The organism is Pseudomonas sp. DWRC2-2 (genome assembly GCF_049897885.1).
Taxonomy (GTDB): domain Bacteria; phylum Pseudomonadota; class Gammaproteobacteria; order Pseudomonadales; family Pseudomonadaceae; genus Aquipseudomonas; species Aquipseudomonas azotoformans_A.
Window position 1 is genome coordinate 97,347 of record NZ_JAFCXD010000001.1, and the last position, 17,106, is coordinate 114,452.

A 17,106-nucleotide genomic window follows, 5' to 3' on the forward strand; every position below is an offset into this window, starting at 1 on the left:
AGACTGTTTCGCAATTCAGCCAACCTGCGATCCCGTATGAAACACCATCGCCTTGAAATGCATGACCGCTCGATGGTCAAGGATGCAGATCTATTCCCCCGCGCGGTGGTGGCCGTGGGCGCCACCAGCACGTCTGACACCTGGGAGCATGCGCAACACGCGCACCGCAAGGGCCAGTTGCTGTACACCCTGCGCGGGGTCATCCATTGCGAGATCGAGGCGGGTATCTGGATCGTGCCACCGCAATGCGCACTGTGGATTCCCGGCGGTACGTCCCATGCGGCACGCGGGTCTGGCGAAGCGGAAGTCTATTGCCTGTTGATCGATCCCGACGCCGCCTGCGCCCTGGCCCCGCAATGCTGCACCCTGGCCGTGTCAGGGCTGTTGCATGAGCTGATCAGCAAGGCGGTGAGTTTCCCGCTGCTCTACGACGAAAGCGGCGCCCAGGGCCGCTTGATCAACACCTTGCTGGATGAGTTGGCCGCTGCACCTGTCGAAGCCTTGCACTTGCCGATGCCACAAGACCCACGGTTGCGCCGACTGGCCGATAGCCTGCTGGCCGAACCGGCGGACAAGGCCACGCTCGGTCAATGGGCCGTGCGCATCGGCATGAGCGAGCGCAGCATGACGCGCCTGTTGCTGGAGGAACTGGGGCTGAGTTTTGGCCGCTGGCGCCGGCAGTTGCATGTGATCTTGTCACTGCAACGGCTGGCCAAAGGTGAGAGTGTGCAGCGCGTGGCCCTGGACTTGGGCTATGAGAACGCCAGCGGCTTTATCACCATGTTCCGCAAGACGATGGGCCAGCCGCCGGCGCGTTACCTGGCAGACCGTGCCGGGGCCTTGAACGCCCTTGCGCCGGCGACGATTGCGCTCAACTGAGCCGGCGCGTTACCAGTTTTCGCCCAGCCCCAACAAGCCCAGGATCTGCCGCCGCAAGTCCACCAGATATGGATCATCTCGGTGCCGAGGATACGGCCGTTCGATGGTCAACTGCGCCTGGATTTTCGCCGGACGGTCGCTGAACACGATCACCCGGTTGGCCAGCAGCAAGGCTTCTTCCACATCATGGGTCACCAGCAGCGCCGTGTAGCCCTGGCGTTGCCACAGGTCGATCAGCTCTTTTTGCATGGTGATGCGGGTCAGTGAGTCGAGCTTGCCTAAAGGCTCATCCAGGATCAGCAGGCGCGGTTGATTGACCAGTGCGCGAGCCAAGGCGACCCGTTGCGCCATGCCACCGGACAACTGCCGTGGATACGCGCGCGCGAACTGGCTAAGGCCGACTTTCTCCAAAGCTTCATCGACCTTGGCCGAATGGCTCTTGAGCAGGCCCTGGGCTTCCAGGCCGACGGCGACGTTGTCCCACACCCGGCGCCATGGGTAGAGCGTCGGGTCCTGGAACACCACCACACGGCTCGGGTCCGGGCCGGTGATGGCGTCACCGTCTGCCAGCAAGCGGCCGGAGTCCGCCGGTTCCAGGCCGGCCACCAGGCGCAGCAAGGTCGACTTGCCGCACCCCGAAGGCCCGAGCAAGGCCACGAACTCGCCGGGTGCCACGTCCAGCGAAACCCGCTCCAGCACCGGCAGATGCTGGCCGTCCAGGGCAAAGCCATGGCTGAGGTTTTCTATACGTAGCGCCAAACCTTCCGACGCCGATACTGCGTGTGCCAGGGCTACCATTTCATCGATCCTTTCTGCCAGGCCAATAACCGGTCACGCACCAGGAACAACCCGGTGATCAACCCCGAACAGGCGAGTGCCATGATCAGCAAGGCGGCGTACATATTCGCGTAGGCGGCCCAGCCCTGTGCCCATTGCAGGTACCAGCCGATGCCGGATTTGACGCCCATCATCTCCGCCACCACCAAGGTCGAAAACGAGGCGCCCAGGCCCATGAACAGGCCGACAAATACATGCGGCAAGGCAGCGGGAATCGCCACCTTGAAAATCAGGAAACCTTGCTTGGCGCCGAGGGTGCGGGCCACGTCGTAATAGGCTTTATCCACGCTCGCCACGCCCGACCAGGTGAGCACCGTGACCGGAAACCAGGTGGCCAGGGCGATCAGGAATACGCTGGCGCTCCAACTGCTCGGAAACAGGAAAAAGCACAGCGGCAACAACGCCGTCGACGGCACCGGGCCGAGGATGCGCAGTACCGGGTGCAGCCAGTAGCCGATGCGCGTGGACCACCCGATCGCCACCCCCGCAATGAACCCGGTGATCGCCCCCAGCGCCACGCCCGAACCCAGCAGCAACGCCGAGTGCAACAGGCTGTCGGCCAACCGCGCGTAGTCTTCGATATACACCGCCAGCAAGGCCTGGGGCGGCGCAAAAAACGGCACCGGCAACAACGCCAATTTGGCGGTGAGCAATTCCCAGATACCCAGCAGCACCGGCAAGGCAATCAGCCAGGGACCCGCGTTGCGCAGACGCAGGCCCAGCTTCGCTACCTTGCGCCCCAACAGGCTCAACACGATGAACAGCGCCGCGATGCCCACGCTCAGATTGGCCAAGCCCTGGGTCATCGGCCAGTTACGCGTCGCGTTGGGCCAGTAGCTGATCAGCAACGCGACAGCCAACCAGGCCCCGACCACTGCCACATCCTGCCACCCGATTTTGTAGACCAGGGCTGGCGCCAGAGTTGTTGCATCAGCTGAAGACATCGGCGGTGATCTCCTTGGCAAACTCCACCGGGTCGGTGCTCTTGCTGATCACTTCGACGGTTTTCAGGTCGGTCACGTAGGTGAGGATTTCCTGGGTCAGCGCCGCACCCACCGCGTGGTGGCCGTGGGTGTGGTCGTGGAGGATCGCCTGCACTTCCTCTACCGACGTATTCAACGCATGGGCCTGGAAGCCTTTGGCGACTTCTTCGGGGTGCTGCACGGAATAGTCGTGGGCTTCCAGAATCGCTTGGGTCAGCGCCGCAACCACGCGTTTGTCTTCGCGTACCAATTTGCCGGTGACGCCGACCACGCAGCAGCTGAGGTTGGCGTATTCCTCCACCAGGTTGGTGGACAGTTCACGGGCCACGCCGGATTTGATCAGGCGATACATGAACGGGTCACTGCCACTCACCGCCTGCACTTCGCCGCGCTCCAGGGCCGTGCCGAGCAAGTCGGCCGGGTACAGGCGCCACTCGACGTCGCGCACCGGGTCCACGCCGTGTTTTTTCAGCAGGATCGAGAAGAAATTGCGGTCCGGGCTGGCCATGTCAGTCACGCCAATGGCCTTGCCCTTGAGGTCTTCCAGCTTGGTCACGCCGCCATTCGCCGCACTGAGCAAACGCAGGCAGCCGCCGTGGGTGCCGGCGGTGAGTTTCACATCAAAACCCTGCTCCAGGGCCTTGAGCCAACGCAGCGCCATGCCCACGCCGGCGTCGGCTTTACCGGTGGCGATGGCTTCCAGAAGCACCTCGGTAGAGTTGCCGAAGTTGACCAACTCCACATCCAGATTGTGCTTGGTAAAAAACCCCTGGCCGTGGGCGATTACTACGGGTGCCAGGCACACAGCGTTGAGGTTGACTGCCAGTTTCAACTTGCGTGGCGCGTCGAGGCGGATGAACTCACCGGTGCCGGCGGGTTCCTGTGAAGTGTTATGGCCAGCGTGTTCGTCAGCGGTGAACCCCAGGCGTGGCAGCGACAGGCTGGCCAGGGTGATACCGGCCAGGCCGAGCAGGCGGCGGCGGGTTAAATGATCGAAATCAGCCATGCGAAATATCCCTTTTATCAATTCAGTTGTTGAGATCGGCAAGGCCCAGGTGCTCGCGCAACGTCGCCCCTTCGTACGCCGTGCGAAACAATCCCTTGCGCTGCAAATGCGGAATCACGCTCTCGACAAACTCGGTGAACGAGCCCGGCAGGTACCCCGGTGAAATCACAAACCCATCGCACCCACCCTGCTCAAACAGTTCGGCCAATTGATCGGCCACCTGTGCCCCCGTGCCCACCAACTGCGGCACGCGCACGCTGCTGGCGAAGATGCGCCCGAGTTGTTCCAGGGTGGTGTCCGGGCCCTGCATCAACAGCTTTTCGGCAGCTGCCGGGTGGATCAGCGGCGACTGGGCGATCTCAGCCAGCGTCGCCGAAAGCGGGAATGGCGACAGGTCGACATTCAACTGTGAAGCCAATGTCACCAGCCCCAACTCAGGCCGCGCCAAAGCGTTGTGTTTGTCGCGCTTGGCCCGGGCCTCGGCCTCGCTGCCCCCAATGAACGGCATCACCGCCGTCAGCACCTTGCAGCTGTCAGCCTCACGGCCTTGCTGCACCACCTGCGCACGCACGTCATCGCGAAACGCACGCATCGCCGCCAAGTGCGGGTGGATGGTAAAAATCGCCTCGGCCCACCGCGCACCGAAGCGCCGGCCCCGACCGGACGAACCGGCCTGGATCAGCACCGGTCGGCCCTGGGGCGTACGTGGAATATTCAGCGGGCCTTCAACCCGGAACCACTCGCCCTGATGCTGCACCGAACGGATCAACGCGGGGTCCGCCAACACCCCGCTTTGGCGATCCAGCTTCAGCGCGTCCTTGCCCCAGCTGTTCCAGAGTTTGAGCGCGACTTCGACAAACTCATCGGCGCGGTCATAACGCAGGTCGTGTTCCAGGTGCTTGTCCTTGCCGAACAGGCGCCCTTCGCTGTCGTTCATCGAGGTGACGATATTCCACGCCGCACGGCCCTTGGACAGATGGTCGAGGGTGGCGAATTCACGGGCGATGTGCGCCGGTTCGTAGTAGGTGGTGGAGCGGGTCGCACCGAGCCCCAGCTTGGAGGTCTTGCCGACCAGGTAAGAGAGGATCGGCAACGGGTCCAGCCGCGTGGCGTCCTGGGCGCCGTAGCGCAAGGCGAACTCGCGGGAGCCACCCATCTGGTCACCCACGGCCAGGCGATCGGCGAAGAACAGGAAGTCGAACAGCCCCTCCTCCACCACCTTGGCCACCCGTGCGTAGTACTCGGGGTCGAGGTAATTGCCCACGGTTTCCGGATGGCGCCACACCGCGTGGCTGTGCACCACCGGCCCACTCAACAGGAATGCGGATAAATGGATTTGGCGGCTCATGGTTTTGGCGTCCACACAGTGATTGCGCTGACCTTCAACGGCTTGGGAATCAGCTTGGCGGCGTAGTAGGTGTCGGCGATGCGCTGTTGCTCGGCGAGGTTGTCCAGCTTGACCGGGATGATGTTGTAGCTGCGGCGGCTATTGGCGCGCTCTACCGTGGCCGGGGCGATGTTGCCCCACAGCGGGCCGAGGATTTCGGCAGCTTCCTTGGGGTGGGCCTTCACCCATTGGCCGGTCTCGCGCAGGGTCTCGAAGGTCACCTGCAACACGTCCGGATGAGCCTTGGCGAATTTCGTCGTAGCCAGGTAGAAGCGGTTGTAGTCGGCCAGGCCGCCTTTGCCGTCGGCAATCACCCGCACGTGGTGGTCCAGTTGCTGGGTGGCGAGGAACGGGTCCCAGATCACCCAGGCATCCACGCTGCCATTGGCGAAGGCGGCGCCACCGTCCGGCGCTTCCAGGTAGCGCGGGGTGATATCGGCCAGGGTCAGGCCGGCTTTTTTCAGGGCCGAGATCAGCAGATAGTTGCTGCCCGAGCCCTTGGACACGGCGACGGTCTTGCCTTTGAGGTCAGCAACGCTGTGGATCGACGATGTGTCCTGCACGATGATCGCCTGGGCACCGGGCGAGGAGTTTTCCTGGGCGTAGTAGGTCAACGGCGCGTCGGCGGCCTGGGTGAACAGTGCAAAGGCATCGGCCACATCGGCATGGAGGTCGACGCTGCCGGCGTTCAAGGAACTGAGCAAGCCGGTGCTGAATTCATGCCAGTTCACGGTAAAGCCCAGCGGCTTGAGGCGCTGTTCCAACTGGCCATTTTGCTTGAGCAGGATCCACAAGGTGGACGAACGCTGGTAGCTGATGTCCAGGGTTTGCTCGGCTTGGGCCGCCGCCGCGGCGAACAGCAGACTGGCGGCAACGATAAGTTTCTTGAACGTCATGGAAGGCCTTGGCGTGAGAGAAATAGAAGGAGCTGCATATGCCAAAAAACCGCGTAAGGCCTGGCAGAAAAACTCATTCGATTATATTAACGACGAGAAATGATGAAAGAATCTTATAATTCTATGGTTATGCCCAATTCGTCGGATCCAGGGAAAAGCGCCCTAAGCTAAGATCGAAAGAGTATTTAACGAATGGTTTTTAGAACTTTAAGCTCGACGCTATTTCGTTGAAGATCGAGCTCGCCATGTCCATACGTCGTCCCCTCGCCGCGGTACTCGGGTTGTTGGCCTTTTCTGTCGCCGTGAGCGCCGACGCCCAGGAAACCGTGCGCATCGGCTACCAGAAATCCTCGACCCTGATCACCCTGCTGAAAACCCAGGGCACCCTGGAAAAAGCCCTCAAGGCCGACAACATCGACGTCAGCTGGCATGAGTTTCCCAGCGGCTTGCCACTGCTCGAAGCGTTGAACGTGGGCAACGTGGACATCAGCGCCGATGTCGCCGACACCGTGCCGATCTTTGCCCAGGCCGCCCAGGCCAAGCTCACCTACTTCGCCCAGGAAGCGCCCTCGCCTTCAGCCCAGGCCATCGTGGTGCGCAAGGACTCGCCGATCCAGCAACTGGCGGACCTCAAAGGCAAGAAAATCGCCGTGACCAAGGCGGCGGGCACCCACTATTTGCTGATCGCGGCATTGGCCAAGGCGGGCCTGGAGTTTTCGGATATCACGCCGGCATACCTGACCCCCGCTGATGGTCGGGCGGCGTTCGAGAACAACAAGGTGGACGCCTGGGTCACCTGGGAACCCTTCCTCACCAGCGTGCAGCGCCAACTGCCCACACGTAACCTGGCCGACGGCGCCGGGCTGGCCAGCTACAAGCGTTACTACCTCACGGGCACGCCCTACGCCAAGGCGCATCCTGAGGTGTTGAAGGTGGTGTACGAACAGTTGGAAAAAGCCGGCCAGTGGGTGAAAACCAACCCACAGGACGCGGCCAAGATACTCGGCCCGCTGTGGGGCAACCTGGATGTAGCCACCGTTGAAGCCGCCAACGCGCACCGCAGTTACCAGGTGCAACCAGTGACGCTGGACCAACTGGGCGAACAGCAGAAGATCGCCGATGCCTTCTTCAAAGCAGGCCTGCTGCCCAAGGCGGTGGATGCCAAGGATGTGCAGACCTGGAAGCCTTGAGGGGGTGAGCAAGGAGTGCGGTAAGTGGTACAACGGTTGAGCCTTGCTCCCCGTCTCCAGGATACCGCCCCCATGTCACCGATCGCTCCACTCGCTCAAACGCGCACCCTGGTGTTCCTGGCCTACCCGCAAATGGGCCTGCTCGACCTGACCGGCGCCCAGACCGTGTTCTGGGCCGCCACCAAGGCCATGGCCGAACGCGGCTTGCCGGGTTACATGATGCACACCGCCAGCCTGGCTGGAGGCTTGATGCAGACCGCCGAAGGCTTGAGCGTAGACACGGTGGCACTCGGGCTATTGGCTGATACGCCCATCGATACCCTGATCGTACCCGGCGCGCCGGCCATTCAACAGGCGATGGCGGCCAATACAGAACTGGTCGAATGGCTGCGCATCGCCTCGGCCAGCGCCGGGCGCACCGCCTCGGTGTGCAGCGGCACCTTCCTGCTGGCCATGGCCGGCTTGCTCGACGGCCGCCGCGCCGCCACCCACTGGGCCATGTGCGACATGCTCAAGCACGGCTTCCCGGCCATCGTGGTGGACATGGACGCGATCTTTATCCAGCAGGGCAATGTGTGGACCTCGGCCGGCGTGACGGCCGGGATCGACCTGGCATTGGCCCTGGTCGAGATCGACTGTGGCCGCGATGTGGCGTTGCAAGTGGCCCGTGAGCTGGTGGTATTTCTCAAGCGCCCCGGTGGGCAGGCGCAGTTCAGCCAACTGTTGCAGGCACAGACCGATGACAGCGCGGGTTTTGATGAACTGCACCTGTGGGTTGCCGACAACTTGCAGGACTCGGACCTGTCCGTAGAACGCCTGGCACAACAGGCGCAGATGAGCCCGCGCAACTTTGCACGGGTCTACAAGCAACGCACCGGGCGCACACCGGCCAAGGCCATCGAGTTGTTCCGCATGGAAGCGGCGCGGCGGCTGCTGGAGGATTCCGACCGCAATATCGACCAGATCGCCCGGCTGTGTGGGTTCGGCGATGAGGAACGGATGCGGTATACCTTTCACCGCCACCTGACGATTTCGCCACGAGAGTATCGGGAGCGGTTTTCCCGCTGATGCGCCCATGATTTTTTCGGCAGGACGGGCTTGTTGTGATGGGCGGGCTGTTGTGGCGAGCGGGCTTGCCCCGCGTTGGGCTGCGAAGCAGCCCCAATAAGATCACCGCATTGGTTCAGATAAACCGAGGCGCCTGGTTTTTAGGGCCGCTTCGCGCCCCAACGCGGGGCAAGCCCGCTCGCCACTAGAACCGTGCTCGCCACAGTGGGCTCAGTGTTTCTGGAGCCACCGCAGCAAACCAGTTTTCTTGACCGGCGCAGGTTTCTTCAGCACCACCGCCTCCCGGATATCTTCGCGCTGATGCTGCAACCGGTCCAATGCCATCAACAAATCACTGCTGTGCTGCAACTGCGCGCCCAGCAGTGATTTTTCGATGCGGAACAACCGCCCGCTGGTGAGGCTGCGAAATTGCCCACGGGAACGCCCATCGGCGAGGATGCCCTCCTCACCCATCACTTCACCGGGCCCCATGCGCCCCGCTTCGACCACGCGGTCACCATCATGGATCGCCACCGACACCACGCCCGTGGCGATGATCATCAGGCTATCGGCGACTTCATCGAAGGCCAACAGCACCTGATTGGCCTGGAAGTCCACGGGGGTCATGGCCTCGGCCAGGCGGTCACGCTCCTCAAGGCTGAGGGCGCGCATCACCCGGACTTCCTCCAGCAATTGCCGCTGGCGGCTCCAGGCCTTGGTGTTGGAGCCTTCACCCCAGGTCAGCCCAGCCGCTTCAAGGTGCCGATGGGCCAGGTCGAACATCAGGTTACGCACGCCGCTGCGCGCCGAGCGTGAGGCGACGAAGCCCTTGAGTTCGTACTCGTTGAATTCCAGTTGCGAGCTTTTGATCGAGACCTTGGGCCCCGGCAGCAAGGCGTGCGTCCCCTGCAAGGCTTTTTCCAAGGCCTCCAGTGCCAGGCGAGGCGCGATGCCGCTGGGCACCGCCAAGCTGACGCTGACGTCATGCGCCCCGCCCGGCCGGCTGTGGTTGAGGACCTTGGCCTTGGCCGCCAGGGAATTGGGCACCACGGCAGTGCTGCCCGCCTCCGTCTGCAAATGGGTCGAACGCCAATCGATGTCCAGCACCTTGCCCTCAACCCCATCGATGCTGACCCAGTCATCGATCTGATAGGGCTTGGTGGTGTTGATCACGATGCCGCTGAACACGTCGCTCAACGTGCTTTGCAGCGCCAGGCCGAGGATGATCGCCATGGCGCCCGAGGTCGCCAGCAGGCCCTTGACCGGCAGTTGCAGCACATAGGCCGCTGCGCCGACGATGGCGACCAGGAAGATCACCGCCCCCAGCACATCATGCAGCAGGCGCGCGCTCTGCCCCACACGCGTGGTGAGGCCGTGGCCGAGGATCACGGTCAGGGTGCGTGCGGCGAACAACCACCAGCCGATGCCCAGCACGGTCGCCATCAGGTTGAGCACCGCGTCTTCCGGCCAAGGCGGTGGCTGCAAGGGGCTGATGCCGGCCGCCACCATGACCCAGCAAAACAGCGCGAACACCAGCACCCGCAATCCGCTGCGCAAGGTACGACGCGCCGGGCCAAGGCCTTGCCACAACACCAGGTCCAGCAGGATCAGCACGCCGCCGAGCAGCAAGGGATGAGTAGAGAGGTTCATCAACTGGCCACCGCGAGCACCACCGGCTCGCCCAGGAACACGCTGCAGCGCGACCGCAACCAGCGCTCTCCCGGATCGTTATGGGTGGTGCCGCGCCACACCAGCGCCAACTCCTGCTCAGGCAAGTCCAGCGGCGCACACTGCGCACGAAGGCGACCCACTCCGGCCATGGCGCGCGCCACGTAGTCGGGGACGATGGCGAGCATGTCGCTGTCGGCCAGCAGCACCGGCAATGCGCTGAACTGCGGCACGGTGAGCACCACTTTGCGCTGGCGCCCGATCAGGCCCAAGGCACGGTCGGAGTCATCGATCACATTGCCCATGGACGACACCACCGCGTGGGGCCGTTGGCAGAACTCGTCCAGTCCCACGTCCCCTGGCAGGTGATCGGCGCGCAGCAGCATCGGACGCATCGGCCGCAGGCTTTTGCGGCGTGCATTGGCCGGCAGTTCCTGGGTATGGCTGATGCCCAGGGAGATCTCGCCACTGGTGAGCAGTTGCGACATCTGCCAGTGATCGGCACGGCGCACCACCAGGGTCATGTTGGGCGCCTCGATGCGCAGGCGCCGCAACAGGCTGGGCAGCAAGGCGTATTCCACGTCGTCGGACAGGCCGATATGAAAGGTGGCCTCGCTGGTCGCCGGGTTGAACGCCTGGCAGCGACTCAGCGCCGCCGCAATGCTGTCCAGCGCCGGGCCGAGATTGCTGAAGATTTCCTCGGCACGGGACGTGGGTTGCATCAGCCGCCCAGCGCGAATGAACAGCGGGTCATCGAACATCAACCGCAAGCGGCCGAGGGCACTGCTGATGGTCGGCTGACCAAGGAACAATTTCTCGCCGACCCGGCTGACATTGCGCTCATGCATCATCGACTCGAACACCACCAGCAGATTGATGTCAGCACGACGCAGGTCATTTCTGTTCATCATGTTAGCCACCCGGCCGCAGGGCCTTGGAGAGGAGTGAGAGGCCTCAGGTTATGGCGGCTCGGGCCGAGCGTCTCTCCTACCTGGGGTCAGCGCGCTCATACCTGGGTATAGGGCTTGGCAGGATTTCAGGGTTTTGTGTCCTACTCGGTGAGAACGGATGCTTTTAAAGTGAGTGACCCCTGCTCCACCCTCGATAACACCAATGGAGTGCCCGAACGCCATGAAAATTACCGTTCCCGCGAGCGCGCGCCGCGAACAGTCGTGGTTGACCGGCCTCTGGGACCGGCTGGTATTCACCCCCCGACAGACCCACGCACGCGCCGCGTTTGGCATCAGCCCGACACCCGCAATCAACGCCCTGGGGTGGGTGGTCGGGTTGGTCGTGGCCTGCGGCATCTTCGTGATCAACTCCGAAACCCATACCGACTGGGCGCCGACGCTGCTGTACATCACGCTGCTGCTGATGGCGGCCAACCTGTTTTCGATCAATGTGGTGATTGGCGTCGCGCTGTTTTCCATCGCGCTGCTCACTGCGCTGTTTCTCTACAACGGCAACTATGAACGTTGGGAATCGATCACTGGGTTCTTCCGCTGCCTCACGGCGCTGTCCGCTATCACCTTTCTCGCCCTGCGCAGCAAGTACGCGGCGGACAGCCTGCGGCACAACGAGGCCTACCTGGTGGGCGCCCAGCGCCTGAGCCAGACGGGCAGCGTGAGTTTTCGTGGCGACAGCGATGCCATGTCGTGGTCCGAGGAATTGGCGCGGATTTTCGAATACCCACACCACCAGACGCCCACGGTAGCCATGGTGCTGGAGCGCACCCATCCCGACGACCGTCACCTGGCCCGCGAGGTCTTCGCCAAGGCCCTGAACCGCGAGCCGCTGATCGAGGTCAAGCACCGCCTGCTGATGCCCGATGGTCGCGTCAAACATATCCATATGATCGCCAGTCCCGTCGAAACCCGTGGGCATTTCGAGTACCTGGGCGCGGTGAAGGACGTCACCGCCGACAAGCTCGCCGAAGAGGCGTTGTTTCATGCGCAGAGCCAATTGGCTCACGTCACCCGTATCACCTCCCTGGGCGAATTGGCCGCCTCGATTGCCCATGAAGTGAACCAGCCGCTGACCGCCATCACCAGCAGTGGCGAAGCCTGTCGGCGCTGGCTCGACCGCGCCGAACCCGACCTCAATGAAGCCCGCCAGTCTCTGGACCGCATCGTCTCCAGCGCCTGCCGCGCCAGTGAGGTGATCAGCCGCATTCGCGCGCTGTCACGCAAGTGCGACCCACTGCGCAAACCCGAGTCGCTGGACGCCATCGTCAATGAAACCCTGGGCCTGGTGCAGCACGAACTGTCGCGCCATAAGGTGCGCAGCCGCGTGGAGCTGGGCGTGTTCGACGCACAGATCAACGCCGACCGCGTGCAGCTGCAACAGGTGCTGATCAACTTGATCATCAATGCCTGCCACGCCATGGAAACCGTCGCCCCGCGCCAGCGCCTGCTGCGGGTGCGCACCTGGGTAGACGGCGACAATGTCCTGCTCGAAGTGGCCGACCAGGGCATCGGCATTGACGCCAAGGACCTACCGACCTTGTTCCAACCCTTCTTCACCACCAAGCCCGACGGCCTGGGCATGGGCCTGTCGATCTGCCGTTCGATCATCGACTTCCACGGCGGCCGCCTCTGGGCCGCCAGCACGCCCGGCGAGGGCACCGCATTCACCTGCTCACTGCCACTGTTGGCCAAGGAGGCCCCATGAACGACCTTCACCCGATGAACCGCGTGATCAGCCAGGAACCCTGGGTGTATATCGTCGATGATGATCGCCCGCTGCGCGAATCCCTCGGCAGCCTGTTGCGCTCGGTGGGCCTGCAGGTCCAGCTGTTTGCTTCGGCCGCCGAGTTCATGCATTTCCCACGCCCCGACCTGCCCAGTTGCCTGGTGCTCGACGTACGCCTGCAAGGCACCAGCGGCCTGGATTTTCAGAATGAATTGGTGGCGGCGCGGATCAATCTGCCCATCGTGTTCATGACCGGCCACGGCGACATCGCCATGACCGTGCGCGCGATGAAAGCCGGTGCCGTGGATTTCCTGGCCAAGCCGTTCCGCGAGCAGGACCTGATCGACGCGGTATGCGCCGCCCACGCCAAGGACAAGGCGCGGCGTGAAGCCGAGCGCGGCGATGATGAACTGCGCAGCCGCTACGCCACCCTCACCCCCCGCGAGCAAACGGTGATGGCGCTGGCGGTTTCCGGCCTGATGAACAAGCAGATTGCCGGCGAGATCGGCCTGAGTGAAATCACCGTGAAGATCCATCGCGGCCAGGCGATGCGCAAGATGCTCGCCCGCTCTTTCGCTGATCTGGTACGTATGGCCCAGGCCCTCGGCATCCCGGTCAAGCAACAGGTCGGGTATACGCACGTATAGTATGTTGCCGGTGTGGACGGCGTATCGTGGGGTGATGGCGGGTTGCTTCCATGTGCAGCCCGATAGCCTCCAGGTAACGAAATGTCCGACACGAAGATAATTGCCATCGTCGATGATGATGAGTCCGTTCGCCTGGCACTGGATGGGCTGCTGCGCTCCAACGGCTACAGCGTCCGGCTCTATGCGAATGCCGAAGCCTTCCTCGGCTCGGATGCCCCCCGCACCACCGCCTGCCTGATCAGCGACATCCAGATGCCTGGCCTCACCGGCATCCAGCTCTACGAAACCCTGCATGCCGATGGCGTCTCACTGCCGGTGATTTTCATCACCGGCTACCCCGGCCCGCCGCCCAGCATCGACCCGGCATTGCCGCCACCGATTGCGTTCTTTCCCAAGCCGTTTTCCTGCGCCCAATTGATGGCCTGCCTCGCCGATGTGCTGGGCCGCTAATACCTGGGTATAGCCGCCTCACACCTATGCATGCCTGCACTGACCCTAGGTAGCAGTGTTCAAGGCAAGCCACCTGGATAGTCTGGCCCCACACAGTCCCACTCACGCAACAACGCCTCTCCAGGAGCAAACCATGAAACAGCACATTCTTATTATTGGCGCAGGGTTCGGTGGTGTCTGGAGCGCGTTGAGCGCGGCCCGCCTGCTGGACAAACATGACCGCAACGACGTGCAGATCAGCCTGCTCGCCCCGCAACCGGAACTGCGCATCCGCCCACGTTTCTACGAACCCGACGTGCACACCATGATGGCGCCGCTGGGCCCGTTGTTCGACGCGGTGAACGTAACGTTCATTGAAGGCGCGGCGGACAGCATCGACGAAAACGGCAAGCAAGTGACCTACCGCAACGCGGCCGGCACCTCCACCACCCTCCAGTACGACCGCCTGGTGCTGGCCGCTGGCAGCCGTCTGAATCGCCCGCAGATGCCAGGCATCGAGCATGTCTTCGATGTGGACCAGATCGAAGACGCCACGCGCCTCGAAGCGCATATCAAGGCCTTGAAGAACCTGCCTGACAGCGCGGCGCGCAATACCGTGGTGGTCGCCGGGGGTGGTTTTACCGGTATCGAGACCGCCACCGAAATGCCGGCGCGCCTGCGTGAAGCACTGGGTGACAAGGCTGACATTCGCGTCGTGGTGGTCGACCGTGGCCCGCAGATCGCCGCGTCCATGGGCGATGGCATTCGCCCATCGATCATCGAAGCAAGCACGGAATTGGGCCTGGATTGGGTGCTCAACACCTCGGTCGCCTCGGTGGATGCCGGCGGCGTGACCCTGGCGAATGGGCAACGGATCGAATCCAGCACCGTGATCTGGACCATCGGCTTTCGCGCCAACCCGCTCACCGAACAGGTCAGCGGCACCCGCGATCCCCAGGGCCGCCTGCATGTGGACGGCAACCTCAAGGTCAAGGGCCAGGCCGACGTGTTCGCCGCTGGCGACGTGGCTTACGCCGCCACCGATGACCTGGGCAACTTCGCCGGCATGTCCTGCCAGCACGCCATCGCCCTGGGCCGTTATGCCGGCAACAACGTGGCCGCCGACCTGATCGGCGTCGCGCCGATGACCTACAGCCAGCCCAAGTACGTGACCTGCCTCGACCTTGGTGCCTGGGGCGCGGTGTTCACCGAAGGCTGGGACCGCCAGCTGAAACTGGTCGGCCAGGAAGCCAAGGACCTCAAGCACCAGATCAACACCGTGTGGATCTACCCTCCAGCCGCTGATCGCACCGTGGCGCTGGCGGCGGCGGACCCGTTGATTCCGGTAGCCTGATCCCCGTACTCCCTACACCGGCCAGCTCACTCCTTGCTGCCCCGGTCACTCCCGAGCGCCCGCCGATGATGTTTAGGCGGGCGTTTTTTTATCGTCCTCACCCAACGAACGCGCCGCCAAGGCCCCCATCACCCCGCCCACCATCGGCGCCAGCCAGAACAGCCAAAGCTGCGCCAGGTACTCCCCCCCGGCAAACAACGCCGGCCCGGTACTGCGTGCGGGGTTCACCGAGGTATTGGTCACCGGGATCAACACCAGGTGAACGAGCGCCAGCGCCAAGCCAATCGCAATCGGCGCAAAGCCAGGCACCGCGCCCGGTGCGGTCACACGCATGATGATGAACAAGAAGAAAAACGTGGCGATGAACTCCGCGAGCAACGCGGCCTTCATGTCGAAGCGGCCAGGGCTCAATGGACCATAACCGTTGGCGGCAAAACCACCCACTGTAAAATCCGGCTGCCCATTGGCAATCAGGTACAAAGCGGCTGCCGCGCCCATCGCACCGGCAACTTGCGCCGCGATATACGGCAGCACATCCCCGCCCGCCACACGCCGCCCGGCCCATAAACCCAGGGTCACCGCCGGGTTGAAATGCCCACCGGAAATACCGCCTACCGCATAGGCCATGGTCAGCACCGTGAGCCCGAACGCCAGCGAAACGCCGACAAACCCAATGCCCAATTCCGGGAAAGCCGCCGCCAGGATGGCGCTGCCGCAGCCGCCGAACGTCAGCCAGAAAGTACCGATAAACTCGGCGGTCAAACGCTTTTGCACAATCGACTCCATTGCTGTTCAAGTGCCGTCACCACGGACCGTGGGCGGTCGTGGGGGACGGTAGCAATGGGTATCAAATTGCTGTGTAAGACTTGTCCTGTTTTATCGGGTTACGACACCCTGCCCAAACCGGCGGATCGCCAGGCAATAGCCAATCAACGCCAGCGCCGCCAGCAACCCGCCCGCCGCGCCGATCCAGGCAAAGCCAAACTGGCTGCCGACCCAACTGCCCATCAGGGCGCCGCCGCCGATGCCGATGTTGTAGATGCCGGAAAACATCGCCATGGCCACGTCGGTTGCATCCGGGGCCAGCACCAGTACCTTGGATTGCATCGCCAGGCCGAAGCCCATGATCGCCATGCCCCAGAACACGCTCAACACCACCAGGTAGGATTCTGCACCGCTCAACGGCAGCAGCAGCGCCAGGCAGGCGGCGAGGATGAATACCGCGCCGACCACGAACAGGTGCGGGTTGAATCGGTGCACCAGGCTGAACAGCAGCGAGCCGATGATGCCGGCGCCGCCGAACACCAGCAGGATCAGGGTGACCGCGCTGCCGCTCATGCCGGCGACGCCTTCGACGAAGGGTTCGATGTAGCTGTAGGCAGTGAACTGCGCGGTCACGGTCATGGCGGTGAGCACGTACAACGCCACCAGCGCCGGGCGCTTGAACAGCAGCGGCAGGCTGCGTAGGGAGCCGGAATTCTGGCTCGGCAGCAGCGGCAAGGTGCGCGCCAGCCAGAACACCAGGGCGGCGGCGAATGCGCCGATCACCAGGAACGTGGTGCGCCAGCCCATGGCTTCACCCAGCAGGCGGCCCAGTGGAATCCCCAATACCATCGCCAAAGAAGTACCGGTAGCCAGTAGACCGAGGGCTTGCACCTGCTTGCCTTCCGGCGCCAGGCGCACTGCAAGGGACGCGGTGATCGACCAGAACAAGGCGTGTGACAAGGCGATGCCAATGCGGCTGATCATCAAAAGGCCGAAGCTGTTGGCGACACTGGAGAGAATGTGGCTGACGATAAACATGCAAAACAGCACGATCAGCAGCTTGCGCCGTTCGACGTTGCGGGTCAGCAGCATCACCGGCAGCGAGGTCAGGGACACGATCCAGGCGTAGATGGTGAGCATCAGGCCGACGCTGGACACGGGCATGTCGAAGCTGGCACCGATGGCGCTGAGCAGCCCGACGGGCACGAATTCGGTGGTATTGAACACAAAGGCGGCCAACGCGAGGGCGATGACCGGTTGCCAGTTGGCTTGAGGCGTTGCGGCTGAAATGCTCATTGAAGGGCGCGGTACTCGGACGATGATCAGA

16 protein-coding genes are annotated in these 17,106 nt (G+C 63.1%); 7 read left to right on the forward strand and 9 right to left on the reverse strand.

Going from position 1 to position 17,106, the window contains the following annotated elements; all coding sequences use genetic code 11:
* Positions 1–36 precede the first annotated feature (36 nt).
* Positions 37–879, forward strand: a complete 843-nt coding sequence (locus ACP7EW_RS00525) for an AraC family transcriptional regulator (protein WP_033896727.1) — start codon at positions 37–39, stop codon at positions 877–879.
* A 9-nt stretch (positions 880–888) separates the two neighbouring features.
* Here ACP7EW_RS00525 and ACP7EW_RS00530 read toward each other — a convergent pair whose 3' ends face one another.
* Genes ACP7EW_RS00530 through ACP7EW_RS00550 form a run of 5 tightly spaced genes read right to left on the reverse strand, consistent with a single transcriptional unit; the run spans position 889 to position 5,988 of the window.
* Positions 889–1,677, reverse strand: coding sequence for an ABC transporter ATP-binding protein (locus ACP7EW_RS00530; RefSeq protein WP_033896728.1), 789 nt, complete (start codon positions 1,675–1,677; stop codon positions 889–891).
* Positions 1,671–2,660 carry an ABC transporter permease gene (locus tag ACP7EW_RS00535; protein ID WP_426214535.1) on the reverse strand — a complete coding sequence of 330 codons (990 nt, stop codon included), beginning with the start codon at positions 2,658–2,660 and terminating at the stop codon, positions 1,671–1,673. Before ACP7EW_RS00535 ends, ACP7EW_RS00530 begins: the two co-directional genes overlap by 7 nt.
* Positions 2,647–3,705 (reverse strand): ABC transporter substrate-binding protein, encoded by a 1,059-nt coding sequence (locus ACP7EW_RS00540; protein ID WP_061448869.1) that lies wholly within the window; start codon positions 3,703–3,705, stop codon positions 2,647–2,649. Before ACP7EW_RS00540 ends, ACP7EW_RS00535 begins: the two co-directional genes overlap by 14 nt.
* A gap of 22 nt (positions 3,706–3,727) precedes the next feature.
* The gene (locus tag ACP7EW_RS00545) at positions 3,728–5,053 is read right to left on the reverse strand and encodes an LLM class flavin-dependent oxidoreductase (protein ID WP_426214537.1); all 1,326 of its coding nucleotides are present in this window, start codon (positions 5,051–5,053) and stop codon (positions 3,728–3,730) included.
* On the reverse strand, positions 5,050–5,988 hold the full coding sequence (locus tag ACP7EW_RS00550) for an aliphatic sulfonate ABC transporter substrate-binding protein (RefSeq protein ID WP_426214539.1): 939 nt from the start codon (positions 5,986–5,988) through the stop codon (positions 5,050–5,052). Before ACP7EW_RS00550 ends, ACP7EW_RS00545 begins: the two co-directional genes overlap by 4 nt.
* 245 nt (positions 5,989–6,233) lie before the next feature.
* Here ACP7EW_RS00550 and ACP7EW_RS00555 point away from each other — a divergent pair, with 245 nt between their 5' ends.
* Positions 6,234–7,178, forward strand: coding sequence for an aliphatic sulfonate ABC transporter substrate-binding protein (locus ACP7EW_RS00555; RefSeq protein ID WP_426214541.1), 945 nt, complete (start codon positions 6,234–6,236; stop codon positions 7,176–7,178).
* 72 nt (positions 7,179–7,250) lie between these two features.
* Positions 7,251–8,246: a GlxA family transcriptional regulator gene (locus ACP7EW_RS00560; protein WP_426214543.1), complete on the forward strand. Its 996-nt coding sequence runs from the start codon at positions 7,251–7,253 to the stop codon at positions 8,244–8,246.
* 210 nt (positions 8,247–8,456) lie between these two features.
* On the opposite strand, the gene ACP7EW_RS00565 is transcribed toward ACP7EW_RS00560, so the two are convergent.
* Both ACP7EW_RS00565 and ACP7EW_RS00570 read right to left on the reverse strand, forming a co-directional pair.
* Positions 8,457–9,875, reverse strand: a complete 1,419-nt coding sequence (locus ACP7EW_RS00565) for a mechanosensitive ion channel family protein (RefSeq protein ID WP_426214545.1) — start codon at positions 9,873–9,875, stop codon at positions 8,457–8,459.
* Positions 9,875–10,804, reverse strand: coding sequence for a LysR family transcriptional regulator (locus ACP7EW_RS00570; protein WP_426214547.1), 930 nt, complete (start codon positions 10,802–10,804; stop codon positions 9,875–9,877). The genes ACP7EW_RS00565 and ACP7EW_RS00570 overlap by 1 nt, the downstream gene beginning before the upstream one ends.
* Before the next feature lie 220 nt (positions 10,805–11,024).
* On the opposite strand from ACP7EW_RS00570, the gene ACP7EW_RS00575 reads away from it, so the two are divergent.
* The 4 genes from ACP7EW_RS00575 to ACP7EW_RS00590 all read left to right on the forward strand — a co-directional run bounded on the left by ACP7EW_RS00575 (position 11,025) and on the right by ACP7EW_RS00590 (position 15,014).
* Positions 11,025–12,563 carry a sensor histidine kinase gene (locus ACP7EW_RS00575; RefSeq protein WP_426214549.1) on the forward strand — a complete coding sequence of 513 codons (1,539 nt, stop codon included), beginning with the start codon at positions 11,025–11,027 and terminating at the stop codon, positions 12,561–12,563.
* A complete protein-coding gene (locus ACP7EW_RS00580; RefSeq protein WP_038846984.1) occupies positions 12,560–13,231 on the forward strand; it encodes a response regulator transcription factor in 672 nt (223 codons plus the stop codon). Before ACP7EW_RS00575 ends, ACP7EW_RS00580 begins: the two co-directional genes overlap by 4 nt.
* 81 nt (positions 13,232–13,312) lie before the next feature.
* Positions 13,313–13,681, forward strand: a complete 369-nt coding sequence (locus tag ACP7EW_RS00585) for a response regulator transcription factor (protein WP_038846986.1) — start codon at positions 13,313–13,315, stop codon at positions 13,679–13,681.
* 133 nt (positions 13,682–13,814) lie between these two features.
* Entirely contained in the window at positions 13,815–15,014 is a 1,200-nt protein-coding gene (locus ACP7EW_RS00590; protein ID WP_426214552.1) for an NAD(P)/FAD-dependent oxidoreductase, read from the forward strand.
* Positions 15,015–15,086: 72 nt separating this feature from the next.
* Here ACP7EW_RS00590 and aqpZ read toward each other — a convergent pair whose 3' ends face one another.
* Both aqpZ and ACP7EW_RS00600 read right to left on the reverse strand, forming a co-directional pair.
* Entirely contained in the window at positions 15,087–15,788 is a 702-nt protein-coding gene (aqpZ, locus tag ACP7EW_RS00595; protein ID WP_426214554.1) for an aquaporin Z, read from the reverse strand.
* Positions 15,789–15,890: 102 nt separating this feature from the next.
* Complete coding sequence (locus tag ACP7EW_RS00600; protein WP_033896745.1) at positions 15,891–17,075, reverse strand: sugar transporter; 1,185 nt, start codon at positions 17,073–17,075, stop codon at positions 15,891–15,893.
* Positions 17,076–17,106: the final 31 nt, after the last annotated feature.